This is a genomic window from Actinomyces bouchesdurhonensis (assembly GCF_900128465.1).
GTDB lineage: Bacteria > Actinomycetota > Actinomycetes > Actinomycetales > Actinomycetaceae > Pauljensenia > Pauljensenia bouchesdurhonensis.
On the sequence record NZ_LT635866.1, the window covers coordinates 306146 to 307805 of the forward strand.

Sequence of the window (1660 nt, forward strand, 5' to 3'; positions counted from 1 at the left end):
CACGCGTAGGAGCCTTCGACGGTCGCCCACGGCTCGATGAGGCCGACGGCGGCGGCCGACGGGCCCTCAGACACGTGGATGAGGAACTCCTCCCCGTCAGGGGACACGACGCAGCGCTCATCGACGACGACATATTCCTCGAGGGCACCGTCGAAGTTGTACCCGAAGGCACCGTTGGATTTCGCGGTGCGCAGGTGTTTCCAGTCCGCCTGGACCAGCAGACGATCGCCGACCTTGAAGTGCGTCACGGCCTGGCCGACCTGCACGACGCGGACGACGGGCTCGTGTCCGGGAGTCACCGCCTCCTGGTTCGGATGGTAGGACGGAATGTCCTTCAGGGCATCCAGGTCGATGCCCGCCACCACGTCGGACTTGCGCGGGTGGCTATCGAACTGGTGGAGCAGCTTCGTATCGGAGAAGCAGATGCCGCAGGCTTCAACTTTGAGCATGATCTGCGTCGGGCCGACGGGGTCAACGGGCTTCGCCGGGTTAAGGACGAACTCCTCCTTGCCGACGATCTGAATCGCGTACTGGGTGGAGGGAATCTGGGTCATGACTGACTCCTTGCCTGGAAGAAAACGATGGTGGGGACGGGAGGGACGAGGCCGGGGTGCCCTTGGAGGGGACCGTGACCACCCTGGGTCCCCGGCCTCGTGAGAAGTCAGGAGAGCATCACCTGGCCGCCCGTGACGGGCACGGCCTGACCGGTTTCGTACTCTTGCTCGACGATGTAGAAGATCGCGCGCAGGACGTCGATGCCCTGGGCGCCGCGCCGCATGGGTACCTTGGCCTCGTAGAACTCCTTGACGTCGGCGACGGTCTTGGCGCCGGGGACCTTCCCGGAGTTCAGGTACTGGACGAAGAGGCCACGGTCCGGGTCGGACCACAGCGGGCCGTCGTAGAAGTTGCCGGGGCAGATCGCGTTGACCTTGACGCCGTGGGCGACCATCTCGAGGGCGAAGGACTGGACCAGGCCGATGCCGCCGAACTTCGAGCCCGCGTAGGCGGCGTTCTTGTTCGAGCCGACCAGGCCGGACTTGGAGTTGATCTGGATGATGTCGGTGAGCCACTCTGGGGCGGTGGAGTGCTGGCGGGCCAGGAGCTGACCCAGGTGCTTGGTGACCAGGAAGAAGGCCACGTAGTTGATGTCGGTGGACAGGCGGAATGCTGAGGCGTCCTGTTCGAGGACGGAGCCGGCACGCACGATGCCGGCGTTGGACACGACCAGGTCGAGGCCGCCGGTGACGCGCTCGACCTCGGCGGCCATCGCGGCCACGGAGTCCTCGTCGGCGACGTTGACGGTGATCGGGTGGGCGACGCCCTCACCGCCCAGCTCGGCTGCCTTGGCCGCAGCGCCCTCACCGTTCAGGTCGGCGACGTACACGAAGCAGCCGGCCTCGACCAGGCCTCGGGCGATCTCCGCGCCGAATCCCTGCGCGCCGCCCGTGACGAGGGCGACGCGACCGTTGATGGTGCGCTCACCGGTGCGCGTGGGGCGCACCTCGAAGGTCTCCTCCCCCGCCCGCACGACGACGGGAAGCTCCGTCTCCTTCAGGGAGCAGGGGCACACCTCGGCGAGGGGGCCGTCGAAGGTGAGGGTGGGCTCGGCGGTGGAGGGCGCCACGATGACCGGGCGGCCCAGCGCCTTCAGGAAAAGGCC

The 1660-nt window shown here is 67.3% G+C and carries 2 protein-coding genes; both read right to left on the minus strand.

The window, feature by feature from the left end:
- On the minus strand, positions 1-554 hold a 554-nt coding region (locus tag BQ7477_RS03810; RefSeq protein WP_159430578.1), incomplete at its 3' end, for an alcohol dehydrogenase catalytic domain-containing protein.
- A 107-nt stretch (positions 555-661) separates the two neighbouring features.
- Positions 662-1660: SDR family NAD(P)-dependent oxidoreductase (locus tag BQ7477_RS03815; RefSeq protein WP_073982865.1), on the minus strand; the 999-nt coding region annotated here is incomplete at its 5' end.